At 42.9% G+C, this 17,641-nt stretch carries 19 protein-coding genes and 1 pseudogene; 12 read left to right on the forward strand and 8 right to left on the reverse strand.

The window, feature by feature from the left end; translation table 11 throughout:
* From OKIT_RS04515 to OKIT_RS04530, 4 genes are read right to left on the reverse strand one after another with little or no spacing between them, the layout of a single operon-like run.
* Entirely contained in the window at positions 1 to 273 is a 273-nt protein-coding gene (locus OKIT_RS04515; protein ID WP_028291641.1) for a hypothetical protein, read from the reverse strand.
* Positions 266 to 829 (reverse strand): hypothetical protein, encoded by a 564-nt coding sequence (locus OKIT_RS04520; protein WP_007745712.1) that lies wholly within the window; start codon positions 827 to 829, stop codon positions 266 to 268. Before OKIT_RS04520 ends, OKIT_RS04515 begins: the two co-directional genes overlap by 8 nt.
* Positions 829 to 1,020 carry a hypothetical protein gene (locus OKIT_RS04525; RefSeq protein ID WP_007745713.1) on the reverse strand — a complete coding sequence of 64 codons (192 nt, stop codon included), beginning with the start codon at positions 1,018 to 1,020 and terminating at the stop codon, positions 829 to 831. Before OKIT_RS04525 ends, OKIT_RS04520 begins: the two co-directional genes overlap by 1 nt.
* Positions 1,010 to 1,198 carry a hypothetical protein gene (locus tag OKIT_RS04530; RefSeq protein ID WP_007745714.1) on the reverse strand — a complete coding sequence of 63 codons (189 nt, stop codon included), beginning with the start codon at positions 1,196 to 1,198 and terminating at the stop codon, positions 1,010 to 1,012. The genes OKIT_RS04525 and OKIT_RS04530 overlap by 11 nt, the downstream gene beginning before the upstream one ends.
* Positions 1,199 to 1,374: 176 nt before the next feature.
* Between OKIT_RS04530 and OKIT_RS04535 the strand changes: the two genes are divergently transcribed.
* The 7 genes and pseudogenes from OKIT_RS04535 (at position 1,375) to OKIT_RS04565 (ending at position 7,180) form a co-directional block, all read left to right on the forward strand.
* Positions 1,375 to 2,460 (forward strand): helix-turn-helix domain-containing protein, encoded by a 1,086-nt coding sequence (locus OKIT_RS04535; protein WP_007745715.1) that lies wholly within the window; start codon positions 1,375 to 1,377, stop codon positions 2,458 to 2,460.
* Between the two features lie 41 nt (positions 2,461 to 2,501).
* Positions 2,502 to 3,671: a tyrosine-type recombinase/integrase gene (locus tag OKIT_RS04540; protein WP_007745716.1), complete on the forward strand. Its 1,170-nt coding sequence runs from the start codon at positions 2,502 to 2,504 to the stop codon at positions 3,669 to 3,671.
* Between the two features lie 404 nt (positions 3,672 to 4,075).
* Positions 4,076 to 4,672 (forward strand): helix-turn-helix domain-containing protein, encoded by a 597-nt coding sequence (locus tag OKIT_RS04545; protein WP_028291642.1) that lies wholly within the window; start codon positions 4,076 to 4,078, stop codon positions 4,670 to 4,672.
* A 100-nt stretch (positions 4,673 to 4,772) separates the two neighbouring features.
* Complete coding sequence (locus OKIT_RS04550; RefSeq protein ID WP_007745718.1) at positions 4,773 to 5,627, forward strand: aldo/keto reductase; 855 nt, start codon at positions 4,773 to 4,775, stop codon at positions 5,625 to 5,627.
* A gap of 40 nt (positions 5,628 to 5,667) precedes the next feature.
* The gene (locus tag OKIT_RS04555) at positions 5,668 to 6,084 is read left to right on the forward strand and encodes a cupin domain-containing protein (protein ID WP_007745719.1); all 417 of its coding nucleotides are present in this window, start codon (positions 5,668 to 5,670) and stop codon (positions 6,082 to 6,084) included.
* A complete protein-coding gene (locus OKIT_RS04560) occupies positions 6,084 to 6,401 on the forward strand; it encodes a carboxymuconolactone decarboxylase family protein (protein ID WP_007745720.1) in 318 nt (105 codons plus the stop codon). The genes OKIT_RS04555 and OKIT_RS04560 overlap by 1 nt, the downstream gene beginning before the upstream one ends.
* 42 nt (positions 6,402 to 6,443) lie before the next feature.
* Positions 6,444 to 7,180 (forward strand): annotated as a pseudogene (locus OKIT_RS04565) (SDR family oxidoreductase).
* Between the two features lie 126 nt (positions 7,181 to 7,306).
* On the opposite strand, the gene OKIT_RS04570 reads toward OKIT_RS04565, so the two are convergent.
* From OKIT_RS04570 to OKIT_RS04580, 3 genes are all read right to left on the reverse strand, one after another.
* Positions 7,307 to 7,954, reverse strand: coding sequence for an NAD(P)H-binding protein (locus OKIT_RS04570; protein WP_028291643.1), 648 nt, complete (start codon positions 7,952 to 7,954; stop codon positions 7,307 to 7,309).
* 71 nt (positions 7,955 to 8,025) lie between these two features.
* On the reverse strand, positions 8,026 to 9,363 hold the full coding sequence (locus tag OKIT_RS04575) for an MFS transporter (protein ID WP_007745724.1): 1,338 nt from the start codon (positions 9,361 to 9,363) through the stop codon (positions 8,026 to 8,028).
* 115 nt (positions 9,364 to 9,478) lie between these two features.
* Entirely contained in the window at positions 9,479 to 10,891 is a 1,413-nt protein-coding gene (locus OKIT_RS04580) for an NAD-dependent succinate-semialdehyde dehydrogenase (RefSeq protein WP_007745726.1), read from the reverse strand.
* A 200-nt stretch (positions 10,892 to 11,091) separates the two neighbouring features.
* On the opposite strand from OKIT_RS04580, the gene OKIT_RS04585 reads away from it, so the two are divergent.
* From OKIT_RS04585 to OKIT_RS04605, 5 genes are read left to right on the forward strand one after another with little or no spacing between them, the layout of a single operon-like run.
* Positions 11,092 to 11,355: a hypothetical protein gene (locus tag OKIT_RS04585; RefSeq protein WP_007745727.1), complete on the forward strand. Its 264-nt coding sequence runs from the start codon at positions 11,092 to 11,094 to the stop codon at positions 11,353 to 11,355.
* Positions 11,352 to 12,338 carry an aldo/keto reductase gene (locus OKIT_RS04590; protein WP_007745729.1) on the forward strand — a complete coding sequence of 329 codons (987 nt, stop codon included), beginning with the start codon at positions 11,352 to 11,354 and terminating at the stop codon, positions 12,336 to 12,338. Before OKIT_RS04585 ends, OKIT_RS04590 begins: the two co-directional genes overlap by 4 nt.
* Before the next feature lie 11 nt (positions 12,339 to 12,349).
* Positions 12,350 to 13,219, forward strand: a complete 870-nt coding sequence (locus OKIT_RS04595) for an alpha/beta hydrolase (RefSeq protein WP_007745730.1) — start codon at positions 12,350 to 12,352, stop codon at positions 13,217 to 13,219.
* Between the two features lie 29 nt (positions 13,220 to 13,248).
* A complete protein-coding gene (locus OKIT_RS04600; protein WP_007745731.1) occupies positions 13,249 to 15,780 on the forward strand; it encodes an ATP-binding cassette domain-containing protein in 2,532 nt (843 codons plus the stop codon).
* A 24-nt stretch (positions 15,781 to 15,804) separates the two neighbouring features.
* Positions 15,805 to 16,260 (forward strand): flavodoxin, encoded by a 456-nt coding sequence (locus OKIT_RS04605; protein ID WP_007745732.1) that lies wholly within the window; start codon positions 15,805 to 15,807, stop codon positions 16,258 to 16,260.
* 63 nt (positions 16,261 to 16,323) lie between these two features.
* On the opposite strand, the gene OKIT_RS04610 is transcribed toward OKIT_RS04605, so the two are convergent.
* On the reverse strand, positions 16,324 to 17,628 hold the full coding sequence (locus OKIT_RS04610; RefSeq protein ID WP_007745733.1) for a ferric reductase-like transmembrane domain-containing protein: 1,305 nt from the start codon (positions 17,626 to 17,628) through the stop codon (positions 16,324 to 16,326).
* Positions 17,629 to 17,641: the final 13 nt, after the last annotated feature.

Consider the following 17,641-nt stretch of genomic DNA (forward strand, 5'->3'; position numbering starts at 1 on the left):
TTAATTTACCTCTCGATCAATCGCTCGAATATCTACCAGCTCATCCCCAGAATGGCATTCTATGTGCTGAGCAAGTTGTTCGATGACGGCATAATTTTCTAGCTGCCGATAATACTTAGCTGCCAGTTTTGGATAACCTTTTGCTAGCAAGGACTCATATTCAGCAGATAAGAACTGCTGTCCGAATAACGCTCTTAAGTTGATCCGATGTAGATACACCTCTAAGCTCCTATATAAGGCCTTATAATTTGTCTCTGTTAAACCGTTAATCATGCTGCTTGGCCTCGTGGAATAAGCGCTTGATCTTGTTTAAAATTCCCTCTTTAACACCATTTTCAACAGCTTCCCTAGCTTCAATACTTTCGTTTTCTCTTGATCTTGCCTGCTGAGTATATGCTTCCACCTCAAGCGAGCTCTGTGCAATGAACAAACCCCGATATTCGCCATAAGTAAAACTGACAACAGGAATATGGTACTTAACCCGCAAGTCGTGGATCTCATCGAATAAACGTCTGACTGAGATATTTAACTGGTCTGCAATTAGAGTAGATGGTCGAGCGTAAAAACGTCCCAAAGTCAACGAATTAGCTAATCTCTTTAAGGACTCAGACATATCCAGCCAGCCATCAAAAATATGTGTATTAATATTTTTTAGATCAACGAGATCAAACTCAGTATCATTGAAAAGGCGCTCTTGTTCGCTACCATGCTGATTTAAGTTAGAATGAGTATAGATATCGTCTTTGATATCCCATGTATTAAGTCCGTTTGCGTTGCTACTTTGGTCGGTGCGTTCGCTAACGGGCTTTTTTGTATCTTCATTTTTCATTATTTAACCTGCTTTCTTTCCAGATACGCCAGCATTTCATCCGTGCGATAAAGTTTTAGTGATCCGAATACAATCGGTTTGATTTTTCCTTGATTGACCAGTGTGTCAAAGCTGCGAACGTTAAAGCCGAATAATCTGGGGGTGTCTTTGCGCCTGAACGTAATAGGGAAGAACTTGCTATCATTTTCCATTGCTTAACTCCTGAATCGCTGTGAGAACCTTGCTTTTCTGATCTGCTGTCATATCATCTTCAAACTTGAGCCATCCCCACAAGGTAGCCCGATTGATACCTGCTTGATGTGCGACTTGAAAATAGTTTAATTTGTTGCTTTTGATTAACTGGTTGAGTGATTGTGTTTGTACTGCCATTTCTGACCTCCATATTTATGATTTTTGTAGTCCTCATAGCTTGATGTCTTTGCTGATGTTGATTACAATGAATAATGTACAGTATTAAATAAATAGATAAAACTACAGTGCTGTATAAAATTGTTACTGTACATACAGTCTCACAAAATGTCATTGCTGTAGGTAAGGAAGAAGTTATGTCTGAGAAAGAGCCATCATTTACAGGAAAAAAAATTGAAAAGTTGCGCCATAAAATGGGCATTTCACAGGGAAAACTTGTTAAGCGCTTTAATGATTTGCATATTGCTGAAGGTCATAGCCAGCCTCTAACTTTGACTGACAAAGCTGTTTCTAACTGGGAGAAGGGTCAAAATCGTGTAGATGGCAAATATATTCGAGGACTATCTCAAATTTTCGATAGACCGCCGTATGAACTTTTATTTGACGCTGATGAATTAATCAAGCCGATCAAACTATGTCTTGATATGTATTTAGAAAAACTAAATGATGTTGATTTTAATGAGTATGCGGATTATTCAGAACATGAGTTTGATTATATTTTTGAAGATTTGAGTGTTAAAAAAAGAAAAATCATTCAAAGGAATATTGAGGGGATTTTTGGACTAGTCGGCGAATTTGATGTAAATACCTACTTTTTGATTAATGATTTTAGGTTTCTGAAAACTCCAGAATCTATACAGTTTGTTAAAAACCAATTAAAAGATGAAGCATACAAACGCTTAGATGTTATTAAAGTATCTATGTATGGGTGGTCAAAAAAAGATGAAGTATCTGACATGCAATCATTTAATGGTGATAATCCCTTTGACGCCTATATATCGCGAAAAATGCATCGGATTTTTTCTTTAGGGATTTTTGCACCATATTTTCTTGACATGGCGCGTATAACAAGTAATTACATTGGTTTTCTTAAATTCATGTCATCTTGTGGATTAGGGAACGATGGTACAGAAAATATACATTATTCATCTTTAGATAAGGACCAGAACGGCGATTATTTCACTTACATAGGGAGCCGAGTACCAAATTTTGAAGTCAGCTATTACCATAGTTTCAAAAAAATTATGTTGGAAACAAAACAGCAATTACAAAAAAATTTTAGAGATATATTCGAGTTACAAAAAAAAGAAGATTATCACAAGATAATCGAAAGCCTAGAACAAACAGAGAAAAGGCTAGACAATATTAGCGATAAAGTTGATGAAAATGATATTTCAAGGGCTTTGCATGAGGCTTACTTATCAGAGAAAGACAACTCTTAAAAACTCTCGTGACTGATGATGTGTGTACTGCCATTGAATAAATGACAATGAAAATTAGAAGTAAAACATTGAAAAACGGACTGAAGTCCTATTATTTTAGAATCGTCTTGAATGGCAAGCCAACCATGAAAAGCGGTTATATCAGCAATAAAGAGGCTGTAAACGCCTATCGGGCGTATAAAGTGGCGGAAGCTAACGGCCAATTAGAAAGCCAGCAAGTTAAGCGAATCAAGTTTAATGAGCTTGCTAAAGAATGGCTAACCATGAAAGCTAAAGATGTGAAGCCATCCACTTACAAGAAAATTGAAGAGCGCTATAAGCTGCATATTCAACCTTATTTCAAGGGGATGTATCTAGACGAACTCACGCCGATCAAAGCCCAGCAGTTTGTTAATGGACTTGCAGCTAAGTTAGTCGGTTATACCGACTCTTTAGATATCGTGAATCAGGTCTATAAAAAGGCTGTGCAGTATGGCTATGTGAAAGACAACCCCTTTGCTAACGTGGATAAACCGAGAGCTAAAAAAGCACCATCTAGCATCTCTGTGAAGTTCTATGATGTCGAACAACTCAGACGGTTTCTAAACAGTGCTTATCAGCTATATTCCAAAGACCATTATAGCCGATACTTATTCTTCAGACTCTTAGCTTTTACGGGCATGCGAAAAGGCGAGGCCTTGGCTTTAAGCTGGGAAGATGTGGACTTGGCTGATAAAACACTGTCGATCTCTAAGACGGTAGTCACGACTACAAACGGCGAACTGATCTCTGAAGCGCCAAAGACTAAAGCGGGCAACCGATTAATGACGCTTGATGATGATACGATTGCTGTTTTGGCTGAATGGAAGCTCAGGCAGCACGAACTGTATCAGGCGCTTGGTTACGGTTCATCCCCGTGTGAGTTTGTCTTTAATAGCTCGGTTAATTCCTTTGTGACTTTAGGCAAACCGAGGCAATGGTGTCGGGCAGTGGCTAAAGCGGCTGATTTACCGCCGATCATTATTCATGGCTTTCGGCATACTTATGCGACCTTAGCGGTGCAGTCAGGCATGGATATCAAGCAACTCCAGTACCAGCTTGGCCATCGTGATGTGCATACCACCTTACAGATTTATGCAGAAGTGACGAATCAGCAGAAGAAAGAAACGGCTAGTATTTTTGCTAATTTCGTTAACGAAAGTAATATTAAAAGTAATACCGGAAAGCCTTGAATTTCTAAAGCCTTGCAGGACAAGGGATAGAGCGTTTCAGGTTCGACTCCCATCTACTCCATTTAGGCCCCTTGCCAGTAAAAGCTGGTAGGGAGCTTTTTTGCGTCTAAACGCAGTCATGGCAAGGATTCCAGCCTTCTCTATGTTTCCCTATTTTTCTCTGATTTTTTGCCACTTTTGCCACATTTTAAATTTTTTTGCCACATTGATCACACTGTGAACTGAAAAAAGTTTTTTCATGGCGTCTGGTATGCTCATTCACGCCATTAAAAATTCCGTGAAAAGTGTTTGGATGAATTGCTGCACATTATGCTAAAAAATTTTATTACCGCATTTAAAAAAATCAGATATATCTGGACGCAATAAATACTTGCTAGGTAAAGTTGGCCAATCTCGTTATGCTTATGTTGAAGGAGAAAATCGTGGCCTTTAGCGAACTTATTTCTAAGAAAAGAAAAGAGCTGGGGATGACTCAAGAACAAGTAGCTCAACTGCTCCACGTTAATCGCCAGGCCGTTTCGAACTGGGAGAGGGGCAAAAATTATCCCGATTTGGATGTTCTGATTGAATTGAGTCGGGCCTATGATCTGTCTCTGGATTTATTAATTAAAGGAGATGTGGGTATTTTGAAAAAAGTCAAAGAAGATGCACAAGAACTTCGTCGTCAAAGGAAAATTAGAAAGCTGGAATTTTCGTTACTGACTGTGACCCTGCTTTTGATTGTCATTCCTGTATCGTTCAATTTATTTAAGGTGCACAATATTTGGAATTCTCATTTGATAAACGCGCTACTTTTCGTACTGGTCATGTTTGTCATGATTGCTTCTTGGGTACTTTACCGTTTTATCTATCCAGGTCCCATCAATAAAAACGCGCCAATATTTGTGCCGAAACAAATCGGCATTGGTTTGACAATTAACCCGCAGAACCCGATCGGCCTGATCATTTGGATTCTGCTGATGATTGTGTTAATTATTATCTTTGTACCGAGGATTTTTTAATTTTTCTCTCCCAGATTCTCTTTTTTTCTTTTTCCCCTTGACTTGAAGTGGACTTTAAGGTGTTTACTGAATGGGTAAGTTAAAAAAGGAGTTATTCATAATGGAATTTAAAACATTAAATGATGGCAACAAACTGCCTGTACTTGGTTTTGGGGTCTTTCAGATCCCGGATCCAAAACAAGCGGCCCAGGCCGTGGTTGATGCCATTAGTAGCGGCTACCGCTTGATTGATACAGCGGCTTCCTACGGCAACGAAGAAGCGGTTGGCAAAGGCATCAAGGAGTCTGGTGTTTCTCGTGATGAGCTGTTTATCACGACTAAGCTCTGGGTCTCTGATACAGGTTATGACGCCACGAAGAAGGCTTTTGAGACTTCGCTTAAAAAGCTGCAGTTAGACTACCTGGACCTGTATTTAATCCACCAGCCTTATGGCGATGTCTATGGTTCTTGGCGGGCCATGGAAGATCTAAAAAAAGAAGGCAAGGTCAAATCCATTGGCGTGTCCAACTTTGATTCCGACCGTGTCATGGACTTGATGCTCTATAACGACGTCACCCCAGCCGTGAACCAGATTGAGACCAGTCCTTGGACCCAGCAAAAAGACGCGGTGGCCTTCTTAGAAGATCACAACATCCAGCCGGAAGCCTGGGCGCCTTTTGCCGAAGGCAAGCATGAGATCTTTACCAACCCGGTCTTGTCTGAAATCGGTGCTAAGTACAACAAGTCGGTGGGCCAAGTGATCTTGCGCTGGCTGACTCAGCGCGGCGTCATTGCTTTAGCCAAGTCCACGCATCAGGCTCGTATGGCTGAAAACTTCAACAGCCTGGACTTTAAGCTCACGGATGACGAGCTGACTCAGATCGCTGCCTTAGATAAAAAAGAGTCTCAGTTCTTTGACCACCGTGACCCAGCCGCTGTTGAACGTATCCACAGCCTAGTTCGGCACGTGGACTAAGGGAAAAGATTCAGAAACAAAATATTAGAGGGAGATTTCAATGGTTGAAAATGAAGCTGTCAGCCAAGGCGTGATTTTTCCGCTTGGCGATAAGAATGAAGCTTTTGCTAAGTATTTCACGGGGCAAAGCTATCTGGAAGGCTTGGTTAATGACCCGGACGTAAACGTTGGTGTGGGTGTCGTTACTTTTGAACCAGGTACGCGTAATCATTGGCATATTCATCATGATGGTTTCCAGATTCTTTTGGTTACTGGCGGTACAGGCTGGTACCAGGAAGCTGGCCATCCAGCCCGCTTGTTAAAGCCCGGTGATGTCGTTGTGACTCATGATGGTGTCAAACATTGGCATGGTGCAACGAAAGACAGTTGGCTCAGTCACATCGCAATCACAGCCGGCCATCCAGAATGGTTGGAAGCTGTTTCCGATGAAGACTATAACCGTTTGGAGGAAAACTAATGGCAGAAAAACAAACCGCTGGTCAAGATCGCTTAGGCGATTTCGCACCGCAATTTGCCAAATTAAATGATGATGTTCTTTTTGGCCAAGTCTGGGATAAGGAAGACGAGTTAAGCCGTCATGACCGCAGTATGACCACGGTGTCCAGCTTAATGTCTTTGGGCCTTTTTCCACAATTAAAAGATCATATGGCATTAGCCAAGAAAAACGGCGTCACGAAAACTGAAATCGTCGCTTTGATTACCCAACTGGCTTTTTATGCTGGTTGGCCAAAGGCCTGGTCAGCTTTCACACTGGCTAAAGAAATCTGGGACTAATTAGTCTTATTGTCATATACAAAAATATCAAATGGAGATTCTATGTCAAAAGTCATCGTCATTACCGGTGCCTCATCGGGTATCGGAGAAGCCACAGCTAAGCTGCTGGCTTCTAAAGGAAACAAACTGGTCTTAGCTGCTAGAAGAGAAGCGCGTCTTCAAGAAATCGTTCAAGACATTACTGAAGCCGGTGGACAGGCTGTCTATCAGGTCACAGACGTCGCTGACTTAGATCAGGTGAAAGCCTTAGCTGATAAAGCGGTGTCTAGTTTTGGCCGCTTGGATGTCTGGATGAATAACGCTGGTCTCATGCCGCACTCTGAATTTATCAAGGGCCGGGTGGCAGACTGGAACCAGATGATTGATATCAATTTGCGCGGGGTGCTTTACGGCATTGATGCGGCTTTGCCCATCATGCGCCAGCAGTCAAGCGGCCAGTTTATCAATATCGCTTCCGTCGCCGCTCATGCGGTCCATGCTGGTGGTGGCGTCTACAGTGCCACCAAAGCTGGTGTCTGGATGATCTCTGAAGCCTTAAGGCAAGAAGAAGTGGCGGCTAAAAGCCATGTCAGAGTCACAGTCGTCTCTCCTGGCGCTGTGGATACGGAACTAGTCAACCATGTCACAGATCCGGACACAAAAAAGCCTTAACCGACTTCTATGCCCATATCTCCATGCCGGCCCAGCGTGTAGCAACGGCGATTGCCTTAGCTGTCGACCTGCCAGTTGATTCAGACATTAATGAAATTGTCATGCGTCCTAGCAACCAGCAGGGCTAAGCACAACAAACAACACACAGTCAACTCAAGCAGGGAAACCTGCTTTTTGTGTGGGGGAAAATAAAAACACCTGAGAATTTCTTTAAAAGATTCTCAGGTGTTTTTTAAATAGCAGCTAATTGTTGTTTAATAGACGGGTTTATCTAATCCGGCAGTCGCTGGATCTGCAATACCAAGGCTGGCTTTGCTGCCAAAAGATGGGTCTGCAACAATTCTCAAAACGACATCAGCGATGCTTTTACGCGAACCGGATGTGCCTGGGAAGGTTTCACCTTTTTCAGTCAGCACGTATTTAACTTCGTCACGGTTATTCAACCAAGGTAAACGCAAAGTGGTGTAGTCTAAACCGGATTTTTCTAATAATGCATCGGCTTGGAAACCAACTTGGATACCGGCACCGATAATCTGCTTGTTCCAAGCACCAAACTTGCCAGGAACCTCATCGTAGATGCCTAGGTCATTGATTTCGACTACACGCTTAACTTGATTTGCTTGCATTCCGTTAACGACGTTCTGTGTCATCTGAAGATTGCTAGTCGCACCAAAGGCGATGAAAACCAAATCTTGGCCAGCAGCGGCGGCATTTACGTCGCTTGCGTTCGACAAGTCGCCTTCAACCAGTTTCACACGTGCATTATCAGCCAGGTCGCTCAAACGCGATTTATTGCGCAAAAACAATGTCAACTGAACGTCTTTATATTTTGCATCACTGAGGATTTTTTCTTCGACCAAACGTGCGATCGCACCGTTAGCCGCTAGTATTAACATATTCATTTTTTTCTCCCTTTAATTGAGTCGATCTGTGTCAACAAACCAACTTGATAACTCTATACTATCAAAACTTCTTAATCGTTCTTTTCGATACGCACTAACAGCAGCGTCGCGATATATGCAAGGCCCACCAAAACAGTGGCCACAATCATTGAGATGCGATAACGGAAAACCTGATTACCGATACTTCCTGCTAATAGTGTGATTAAGGCCAAACCGACAGCACCACCAATTTGGTGCACGGCGTTTACTAATCCGGAAGCTGCACCGGATTCTTCACCGCGAGTCCTGACAACGCCGGAAACTGTCAAAGGACTGATTACCATGCTTTGCCCGGCCCCAACAAGAATCATTGGCGCGGCGATGCCAAACCAGTAACCGAAACCGCTTTGAAAGCAGCAAACCCAAATCATACCCAATAACGTTAATACCATACCGATACGCAGAATACGGGCATTGCCGATTTTTTCAGTCATGATTGGCAGGCGCATTGCAACAATATACATGACCATGGTCATAGGAAAGAAGCCGAATCCGACCCATAGAGGCGTGAAGTTCATTGTGTTCTGCATCAATTGCGGCGTGAAAAACCAAAAACTCATCATCGCGGCCATGTAAAAAAATCGTGCAATATAAGCGCCAATACGTTCCGGATCCTGAAAAAGTGTTATCGGCATAATCGGCCTTGAAATTTTTTTCTCTAACACAATAAAGGCAATTAATAAGACGATGCCGATAGCTAAGAATATTAACTGATTACTGTCAGCGGTCATCGCATATAAGATACTGGCTACCGCCAAAATTGACAACAAACTACCGCCAAAATCAATTTTAGAGCCTTCGTGCTGCGCTTGCGACGACACGTATTTCAAAACGAGATAGAGCAATACGGCAGCAATCGGAAAATTAATTAAAAAACCAATCCGCCAAGTCCACAAGCTGGCAAACAAGCCGCCCACCACGAGTCCGACGCTGGATCCGATGCCGGCTGTTGCACCATAAAGAGCGATTGCTTTTGTCCGTTCGGCGCCGGCAAAAGTATCTAGCAGAAGCGCCGATGAAGTCGGCGCGATAATCGAGGCACCAATACCTTGAACAGCTCGCGCTAAGATCATCAAACCACTAGTATTAGCAATCCCGACCAGCAAGGAACTGATACCAAAGACGACAATCCCGATAATGAAAATCAGTTTTTTCTCAAAAATGTCTCCCAATCTGCCAGCTAACAGCAGTAGGCCGCCAAAAGTTAATGAATAACTGTTGCTGACCCATGGCAATGCTTTAGCTGATAGTGATAGATCGCGTTGGATGTTTACCACTCCTGTAAAGATCACTGAATTACTCATAATAATCAGGAAATAGCTGATCAAGACAGCTGTCAGAATGATCCTTTGTTTTTTAATTTTTTCCATTTTACTCTCCAGATTTTGAAAATGACACAGTCTGTTATAAAAACACAAAAGGAGTAGCTTTGTCTACTCCTGAAATTAATATTATCTACTGTATCGAGTGTGCAAATAATATTGATTACATAACTGCCAGACCGCCGGCACCGTTTGTGTAGTCAGGTGCTTGTGCAGTCAGGATTAATTTCTCATTCACGAAGGCCATCAGGCCAAGCGAACTTAATTCTCGACCATAACCAGAGCCTTTTACTCCGCCAAAAGGCAATTCTGGTAATGAACTCAAGAAGGTATTAACGAAAACCATGCCAGTCTCGATTTGTTTAGCAACTTCTTTACCATGTTTTGGATCAGCAGAGAAGACAATACCGCCCAAACCAAGTTCTGAATCGTTGGCTAATTCAATCGCTTCTTCATCACTGTGAACCTTGTAGACTTGGGCGATTGGGCCAAACATTTCTTCGTAATAGGCAGGATTTTTTTGATCAATATTGGTCAAAATAGTCGGCTGCAGGAACTGTCCTGGCAGGTCAATCGGCTGATTGCCATAATACACTTGAGCACCGGCTTGTACGGCTTGATCAACTTGTGCCTGCAGCTTGTCTTTAGCTCTCTTAGAGTTCATTGGTGCCAAAGTTGTCTTGGGATCCATGGGGTCGCCAGGTTTAACTGCGGCAAACTTGGCCTTTAACTGTGCCAAGAAGTCGTCGTAAAGATTATCAGCCACGATAAAACGTTTAGAAGAAGTGCAGACTTGTCCGGCGTTATACAAACGTGCGCGCCAAGCTAAGTCAACGGCTTTTTTGACATCAGCATCACTTAAGACGATAAAGGCATCAGTGCCGCCCAATTCCATTGAGTTTTTTTTCAAACTTTCACCAGCGGCTTTGGCAACAGACTGGCCGCCACGCTTAGATCCAGTTAAAGCAATGCCTTGAACACGTGGATCAGAAATAATATCGCCAACTTGATCATAATCAAGGAACAAATTGATCAGGCTGCCTTTAGGTGCACCTGCTTCTTCAACAGCTGCTTGAAAGGCCGCAGCGGAACCGGGTGTGTTAGAAGCGTGTTTTAAAATCATTGGATTGCCAACGATAAAGTTGGGAGCAAAGACACGCATGATTTGATAATAAGGGAAATTCCATGGTTCAACAGCCATGATGACACCGGTAGACTGTTTTTCAATCTCGGCAGCACCAGTTGCTCGTGTTGCAATGGGTGTTGGTGCCAATAATTCTTCACCATGATCAGCGAAGTAATCAGCGATCAAAGCACAAAGCTCAACTTCGCCTTTGGACTCTTTAAAGAGTTTGCCCATATCAGTGGTTGCGATTTTGGCCAATTCATCTTCTTTTTGACGGAAGATGTCAGCGACCTTGTGCAAAATTTTGGCCCGGTCAGCAATGGGCTGATTGCGCCATTCTTTATATAAACTGTGAGTCGTTGCTAGGCTCTCTTGAATTTCTTCTTTAGTTGCGAAGTCATATGTCTTAACGACTTCATTCGTATATGGATTTACTGTTTGATATGCCATTCAATGTCTCCTCATTTTTTTCATTGATTACTAACTTTTCATTAGCGAGCGGTCAACAGAAATGATCATATTCCTTGGAGCTAACTCTAAGTCAAGAAAAAATACAATAAAAATGAATTACTTTTTTCACAAGGAAAAATGCTTGACTTGAAGTGGACTCCAAATGATAGTCTGAATTGAGGCGTGTAAAAGGAGAAAAGATGAAATCCAGATCACTACTGATCGTACTTGCTTCTTTTGTAGTTATTACAATGGTCGCTTTAATTGTTAAGCGGGGAACACGCGGCAATCTTGCTAATATGGATTCTGCTAGTGCACAAAGCGATATAGCTTCTTCTGGTACTGTAAACGGGCGTGATTCATCTGCGGCTATCAGTGGCCAGCTTCCGATCAACGCTAGCCGGCCTTCATCGCAAGCTCCAATAGAACAGCTGCAATTCATAGAAAAGAGGAATAACAAATGAAAGAAAAACGCGAATTAGGCCGTAACGGCTTACTAGTTGATGCCATGGGCCTTGGCTGCATGGGGATGAGTTTTGCTTATGGCGATCCTAAAGATCCCAAAGAGATGACTTATCTGCTTCAGCAAGCGGTCGAATTAGGCGAGACCTTCTTTGACACAGCTGAAGTTTACGGCCCCTTTACTAATGAAGCACTGTTGGGTAGGGCTTTAGCACCTTACAAGGATCAAGTCACAATCGCCAGCAAATGCGGTATTTGCATTGAAAACGGCAAACAAATTGTCGATGCCAATTTAGACGGTATTAGAAAGTCATTAGAGGGTTCGCTTAAGCGCCTAGATCGCGACTCGATCGACCTTTACTTCCTTCACCGGGTAGATCCTAAAGTACCGATTGAAGATGTGGCCGAATTAATGGGCCAATTCCAAAAGGAAGGCAAAATTAAGCATTGGGGTCTCTCTGAAGCTGGCTTGGAAACGATTAAACGCGCTAACGCTGTGACGCCTTTGGCTGCTGTCGAAAGCGAATACTCGCTTTGGACCAGGGAACCTGAAAAGGAACTTTTCCCATTATTAGAGCAGCTTGGCATCGGATTTATCCCATTTAGTCCCTTGGGTAAAGGCTATCTGACTGGTGCTATCAGTGCTAATACTCAGTTTGCTGAGAATGACGGCCGCAGTAATCTGCCTCGTTTTACCAAAGAAGCAATTGCCGCCAACGAAAAACTGCTTGATCTGATTGATCGTTTTGCCAAGTCTAAGCAGGCAACGCCAGCACAGATTGCTTTGGCTTGGATTCTGGCGCAAAAGCCATGGATTGTGCCGATTCCTGGTACGACCAAGTTATCTCGTTTGAAAGAAAATCTTGGTGCTTTGGATGTTAAATTCACAGAGGACGAATTAAATAATTTGAATGAATCCTCCAAAGAGATTAAAATTACCGGCAATCGCTATTCTGCCGAACTTGCCAAAAGGGCTGGGAAGTAATCTATCAAAGGATGGTTCAAGCTAAAGGACACAATAAAAAAATTCTTCTGATTATAACAGCAGCAGTTCTGCTGCTGTTTCTTTTTGTTCTTGCTTATTTCCTGATTTATGGCCGACCGGCTAAAGCTGGTAATCGTGCTAAAAGTGTACCGACTTTGTACTTGCATGGTTTCGGCGGCACGGCCAATTCTAGCAATGACATGATTGCTTATGCTGTCAAGCATCAAGGCGCGACGAAGGTCCTGACTGCCCGCGTTTCGCCTTTTGGCAAAGTTCACTTACAGGGCAGCTGGCCTAAAAATGCCAAGCAGCCTTTGATCCAAGTTCTGTTCCAGAATAACCGCAATGGCAACTACAATGAAGACGGCCGTTGGCTGCGCAATATTCTTCAGGATTTGAGAAAGAATTATCAGATCAAGCGCGTCAATGTTGTGGCTCATTCAATGGGTAATTTGGCGCTGATGTATTATCAATTAGCTGATGGCAATAATCCGCGTTTGCCGCAAATTAATAAACAAGTTGACATTGCCGGGCACTTTGACGGCATTGTTGGAATCGACGATCAGCCAAACCGTAATCGTTTATTGGCTAAGGGTCGGCCGCGTTACTTGAATAGTTATTATCGAGTGATGCTCGCCCGCCGTAATCGCTTTCCTGAAAATCGTGTTGATATTTTAAATATTTTTGGTAATTTGGAAAACGGCAGCAATTCTGATGGGGATGTCACTAATGTCTCGGCACGTTCTTTAAAATATTTGTTGAATGGCCGCTATAAAAGTTATCGCGAAGTCGAGATTAAGGGCCGTCAAGCACAGCACAGCCGGCTGCATCGCAATAATCAGGTTAATCGTTTGATCGGGCGTTTTCTTTGGAACAAATAAATTGGAATTGATTAAAAGGGGCAATACAGGTGAGTGAGATCGATCATATTGAAGTGCGGGGCGGTAACGTCAATAATTTGAAAAATATTGACGTTGATATTCCGCTGAATAAATTTGTGGCCATTTCCGGGCCTTCGGGTTCAGGAAAAAGTTCATTAGCCATGGGCATTCTCTATTCGGAAGGTTCTAAGCGTTATCTTGATGCTTTGTCGACATATACCAAGAATCGTATTGGACAGGCCAAAAGTGCTCAGGTACGGTCTGTCAAACATATCCCTTCAGCTTTGGCCTTACGCCAACGGCCAAGCATTCCTTCGGATCGTTCAACAGTTGGTTCAATGAGCGAAATTTTTAATGTTGTTCGTTTGATTTTTTCTCGTCTAGGTTCGGTCGTCTGCCCCAACGGACATCGTTTGGAACCAAGTATGGCGATCGCTCAAGCAATGGCTATGTCGGGCGAGAAAATGGGACAGATAACATGCCCGGTCTGCGGTGCTGCTTTTATGGCAAAAAGTGCTGAGGATTTTTCGTTTAATTCGACCGGTGCTTGTCCCGAATGCCATGGCTTGGGGCGTATCCGCGAACTTGATCCGGAGAAAATTATTGACGATGAGAATAAGACGCTAGCTGAAGGCGCTGTAGCTTCTTGGCGTTTGCCAGGACGGAATTTTATGCCGACTGTGGTTGCTAATATCGGCGTTCGCACGGATGTCCCTTATAAAGATTTGACGGATAAAGAAAAAGATATCGTCCTGCATGGTGAGAAAAAACAATACAAAGTCGATTTCAGAAGCAGTACAGGCCGCGTGTTCCATACGGACAAAGCTCTCTATGAAAATGCCTATGATGCAGTCTATGATTCTGTTAAAAGTTCTAAAAGCGATCGGTCAGTAGCTCGATTAAACGCCTTCTTTCATTTTTCAACTTGTCCAGTTTGCCATGGCACACGCTTGAATCCGGACTTATTAACGCAATTAGTAGCTGGCCTGACGATTGTACAAGTTGGCAATCTGACTTTAAGCCAATTACCCGAATGGGAGCGCCAAACTAAAGCCCAACTGCCAGCGGATATGCAAAAGATGGCCGGGGCCTTGTTTGCCGATCTTGATAATAATCTGCAGCCTTTATTAGAGTTGGGCCTTAGCTATTTGACTTTATCTCGAAACGGCAACAGCCTGTCAACGGGTGAATTACAGCGGATTGAACTTGCCAGAACGCTCAGAACGGAAACAACTGGTGTTTTGTATGTCTTGGATGAGCCTTCAATTGGCCTGCATCCGGACAATATTCGCGGTCTGATTCATGTCATGCGTGCCTTGATTGCACAAGGCAATTCACTTGTCGTCGTGGACCACGAGAGCTCGATTATTGCGGCAGCAGATTGGGTGATTGAGATTGGCCCGGGATCTGGGGATGCTGGCGGCCGCGTGATTGCTGAAGGGACGCCTGAATCTTTGACACATAATCCAAAATCTTTGATTGGCCCCTTTATTTCAGGCAAGGCTCAGATTTTGCGGCCCAAACAAGCAGCATTGACAGATTTGTCGAAAAAATTGCACGAAACGCATTTAACCGTATCGAATTATTTTAATCTGCATAATGTTGCTATCGAATTTCCTGATAATCGTCTGACAGCCGTCACGGGTTTTTCCGGTGCTGGCAAGACTAGTTTGATTTTAGATAGCTTGGTCAATGCGATCCAAGATAAAAAACGCGGTCTCAAATTGCCAAAACAGGTGACTGAATTAAATACTGATCTGCATGAAGTGATCAGTGTGGATTCATCGCCAGTTGGTAAAAATGGCCGTTCGACCTTGGCCACATATACAAGTATCATGGACAATTTGCGGCATATTTTCGCGTCATTACCAGCCGCAAAGGCCAAACATTTCGGTATTTCTTACTTTTCATACAACAGCAAAGAAGGCGCTTGCCCACACTGTGGCGGAACTGGCACAATGACTCTAGACATTCAATATTTACCAGATATTGAAGAGGTCTGTCCCTATTGTCATGGCACACGTTTCATTGATGATGTTCAAAAAATACTCTGGCACGGTTATTCAATTGTTGATTTATTGAATCTGTCTGTCGAAGCTGCTTTACCGGTTTTTAAATCGGAGACGACTATTGAGCGGCAGCTTCAGCTTTTAGCAGAGGTTGGTCTGGGTTACCTGCATCTTGGTGAAAGTACCCCGAGCTTGTCAGGTGGTGAGGCCCAGCGGCTAAAACTAGCCAAACATTTAACGCGCGGCCAAAAAGGGACACTGTTTGTCTTTGACGAGCCATCCATCGGCCTTCATCCTAGGGACGTTCAGATCCTGCTAGGTGTCTTAGACAAGCTGAAAGAAAATGGTGCAACGATTATCGTGATCACACACGATATGACTATTATGATTAATTCTGATTATTTAATTGATCTGGGGCCAAAGGGCGGCAGTGACGGTGGCAAAGTGATGGCATTTGGACAGCCCTTGCAATTAATTCAGCATCCTACCAGCATCACTTTGACCTATTTACAGAAGTACTGGGATCATTTTCAGGCACAGACAAGCGTATAAAAGAAAAGAAGAGGAATTTTAAAAATGATTATTGTTTATTTTTCACAGTCCGGCACGACGGCTCAAGCAGCTAACGAGTTGCACAAGCTGACTCAGGCAGCGATTTATCGTTTAGAGCCTGTGAAGGCTTATCCAAGTGATTTTTCGACACTTGCTGATCGGGCTAAATCTGAAGTTGAACAAGATGTTCATCCGCAACTTCAAGATCAGAAACTTGATTTATCCGGAGAAACGAAAATCATGCTTGGCTTTCCGACTTGGTGGCATCAAGCACCAATGATTATCGCTAGTTTCTTTGATAATTACGACTTAAAGGACAAGGAAATTCTGCCCTTTACGACAAGTGGACAAAGCTCGATCAAAGAAAGTCTGCCTTCAGTCAAAAAGTGGGCGATTGCATCAGGAACACATGTCGGTGCTGCTTTAACAGCTAATGCAACAGCAGCTATTACGAAATTCGTCAATGAGAATGACCTTTAAATGGCCAGCGTGATATTAAAAAAGCCAAGAGCAATAAAAACTCTTGGCATTTTTAATAGGTATTCACATTGTGAGGCGTTCATCGATTAAACGATTACCAGCTACCCCGATCTTTCTTAAATTGCTTTCGACATTTAGGACGATAGCGGCAGAACCAACAATAATAAATCGTGCAGCACTGATTTCCGTTTTGTCTAAAATTGACGTCAGATTTTCTTGTGTGAAACGAGCTTTTTTGACGTCGTATTTGAAATGGGCATCATTATTTTTTAACGAAAGAAAGTCCTCATCATAGTAAATTTCTGAGTTGCGATGCGTACTCCAGATTACATGTATTGCTGCCTTGTTAGCGTATTTAACTGCCAAACTTCGTAAAGGTGCAATACCAGTGCCCAAACCATATAAAACCACTGGCTGTTTTTTCTTGGCACTATCAGCTACAACTGCGTCCAACATACCGAATGGCCCTTCTAATTGCACATCGCTGCCGATAGCAACGCGATTAATTGCTTTGGTGAAGTCCCCCAAACGCTGAATTGTAAAAGTCACAACCTTGTGTGATTCGTCTGGAGAAGAAGTGACAGAAAAGGGGTGTGCCTCGCTAGATATAACGGGGTTCTTTTTGAATTTCAAAAAGAAAATATCGCCAGCTCGGTAATCCGCGGCCTTCTGTCCCAATTTAATAACCAATTGCTGCGTGGTTGCATCTAGTGGGAAGTTGCCAATTACCTGTCCGCTATATTTCTTTTGATCATATGAAATGAATTGATGCCAAGCATAAGCAGACAGAGCGAAGATCGTATAAATATCAAAAATGATGATGAAGTTTGTAATACCGCTGATTCGTCCGATCAAGTGAACGTGCAGCCAAATGAGTCCGATGATGACGAAATTCAATCGGTGAATCCACAAAGATAGTTGGTGTTTGAATATAAAATGAAGCTGGTTTTTGATTCTTTTAAGAAACCTCATCCGATCCACTAGCCAGCCTGACATGAAGAAAATAGCATAAGCAATGCTGAAAATTGACAAATACCAGGCATAGTTACCAAGATTTTTAATTGTTTCATCAATCGAAAAAGCCTGTAATTTGTGCAGTGTTGCAAAGGATAAAGCCAAGACGCCCAATAATGCGTGAGCAAAATACATGCTTGGAAGCCCGATCAAACGATCTAACCATCTTGGCCTCGTCGATAAGAAGACAATTGTCAGCCACCAGACATAAGCAACCACGCCGAAACTATAGATTAAAATATTTTGTCTGGTATCAACCAAATTTTGATTTAGGAAATAAACAAGCGGCGCTGGAATGGCTACTAGGATGATCAGCCAAGTTGCGTACAGGGCCGCTTCATGTCTCTTTAACATAATTCACCTCATA

The organism is Oenococcus kitaharae DSM 17330 (assembly GCF_000241055.1).
Classification (GTDB): Bacteria; Bacillota; Bacilli; order Lactobacillales; family Lactobacillaceae; genus Oenococcus; species Oenococcus kitaharae.

Excerpts from the sequence above, each read along its gene's own strand:
- OKIT_RS04515 (WP_028291641.1), bottom strand. The coding sequence starts at position 273 with ATGATTAACGGTTTAACAGAGACAAATTATAAGGCCTTATATAGGAGC.
- OKIT_RS04520 (WP_007745712.1), bottom strand. The coding sequence starts at position 829 with ATGAAAAATGAAGATACAAAAAAGCCCGTTAGCGAACGCACCGACCAA.
- OKIT_RS04525 (WP_007745713.1), bottom strand. The coding sequence starts at position 1,020 with ATGGAAAATGATAGCAAGTTCTTCCCTATTACGTTCAGGCGCAAAGAC.
- OKIT_RS04530 (WP_007745714.1), bottom strand. The coding sequence starts at position 1,198 with ATGGCAGTACAAACACAATCACTCAACCAGTTAATCAAAAGCAACAAA.
- OKIT_RS04535 (WP_007745715.1), top strand. The coding sequence starts at position 1,375 with ATGTCTGAGAAAGAGCCATCATTTACAGGAAAAAAAATTGAAAAGTTG.
- OKIT_RS04540 (WP_007745716.1), top strand. The coding sequence starts at position 2,502 with ATGACAATGAAAATTAGAAGTAAAACATTGAAAAACGGACTGAAGTCC.
- OKIT_RS04545 (WP_028291642.1), top strand. The coding sequence starts at position 4,076 with ATGTTGAAGGAGAAAATCGTGGCCTTTAGCGAACTTATTTCTAAGAAA.
- OKIT_RS04550 (WP_007745718.1), top strand. The coding sequence starts at position 4,773 with ATGGAATTTAAAACATTAAATGATGGCAACAAACTGCCTGTACTTGGT.
- OKIT_RS04555 (WP_007745719.1), top strand. The coding sequence starts at position 5,668 with ATGGTTGAAAATGAAGCTGTCAGCCAAGGCGTGATTTTTCCGCTTGGC.
- OKIT_RS04560 (WP_007745720.1), top strand. The coding sequence starts at position 6,084 with ATGGCAGAAAAACAAACCGCTGGTCAAGATCGCTTAGGCGATTTCGCA.
- OKIT_RS04570 (WP_028291643.1), bottom strand. The coding sequence starts at position 7,954 with ATGAATATGTTAATACTAGCGGCTAACGGTGCGATCGCACGTTTGGTC.
- OKIT_RS04575 (WP_007745724.1), bottom strand. The coding sequence starts at position 9,363 with ATGGAAAAAATTAAAAAACAAAGGATCATTCTGACAGCTGTCTTGATC.
- OKIT_RS04580 (WP_007745726.1), bottom strand. The coding sequence starts at position 10,891 with ATGGCATATCAAACAGTAAATCCATATACGAATGAAGTCGTTAAGACA.
- OKIT_RS04585 (WP_007745727.1), top strand. The coding sequence starts at position 11,092 with ATGAAATCCAGATCACTACTGATCGTACTTGCTTCTTTTGTAGTTATT.
- OKIT_RS04590 (WP_007745729.1), top strand. The coding sequence starts at position 11,352 with ATGAAAGAAAAACGCGAATTAGGCCGTAACGGCTTACTAGTTGATGCC.
- OKIT_RS04595 (WP_007745730.1), top strand. The coding sequence starts at position 12,350 with ATGGTTCAAGCTAAAGGACACAATAAAAAAATTCTTCTGATTATAACA.
- OKIT_RS04605 (WP_007745732.1), top strand. The coding sequence starts at position 15,805 with ATGATTATTGTTTATTTTTCACAGTCCGGCACGACGGCTCAAGCAGCT.
- OKIT_RS04610 (WP_007745733.1), bottom strand. The coding sequence starts at position 17,628 with ATGTTAAAGAGACATGAAGCGGCCCTGTACGCAACTTGGCTGATCATC.